This is a genomic window from Rhodococcus phenolicus, assembly GCF_001646785.1.
GTDB classification, from domain to species: Bacteria; Actinomycetota; Actinomycetes; order Mycobacteriales; family Mycobacteriaceae; genus Rhodococcus; species Rhodococcus phenolicus.
This window is the reverse complement of sequence record NZ_LRRH01000189.1, coordinates 1-682: the sequence shown is the minus strand read 5'-3', so window position 1 is coordinate 682 and position 682 is coordinate 1. Positions and strand designations below refer to the sequence as shown.

Below are 682 nucleotides of genomic sequence, written 5' to 3'. Positions count from 1 at the left end.
CGAGCCCCTGAGTCGCGGGGGGCTGGGCGCTCCCGTGCGCGAGGGGGGCGCGGCCACCTCGCCGGGTGTGACCGCCCCTCCGCCGGTTCCGCGTGCCCACCGCCCGGCCCGTGCCGGACGCCGCGGACGTCGCAGCTCCCGAGGTCGTGGCGCCCCAGCCCGCCGTCGGCGAGCAACCCGTCGTCGAATCCGCTCCCGCCGAGCCCGCGCCGGCTCCCCCGCCCGCCGTCCTGCCACCGCTGCCGGAGATTCCCTGCCTGGTTCCCGCTCTCTGCGGACCGTAGCTTCCATCTGCGCGCCCTGTGGGCTGCTCGAGCAGCTCACAGGGCGCACGGCTGTGTCGACACTCCCGTTACATCACAGTTGAATAACGGAAGCGCATCGGCTGGTGTATGGTCGGTCCCGCCAGATAACGGAAGCATCTCGAACGAGGTGCCCGAGGGAGGTATCGAGTGGGCCGGCACACCAGAGCGACGACGTCCAAGCTACGGAGAAACTCCGTCATCGCCGTAACAGGACTCGTGCCGGTCGGCCTGGTCACCGCAGCAGCTGCGACCGCTGGCGCCACCTCCAAGAACTTCCTGGGCATTCATCAGACCGCCGACGCGTCCGACGTCGAAGCCGCCGTCGGAACCGACGACACGAAACTCGCCAAGGTCATCCAGTCCGTCGCTCCCGTCGC

1 protein-coding gene is annotated in these 682 nt (G+C 70.4%); it reads left to right on the top strand.

From position 1 onward, the window contains the following. Window positions 1–92 precede the first annotated feature (92 nt). The gene (locus A8G15_RS28750; RefSeq protein WP_068166610.1) at window positions 93–284 is read left to right on the top strand and encodes a hypothetical protein; all 192 of its coding nucleotides are present in this window, start codon (window positions 93–95) and stop codon (window positions 282–284) included. Window positions 285–682: the final 398 nt, after the last annotated feature.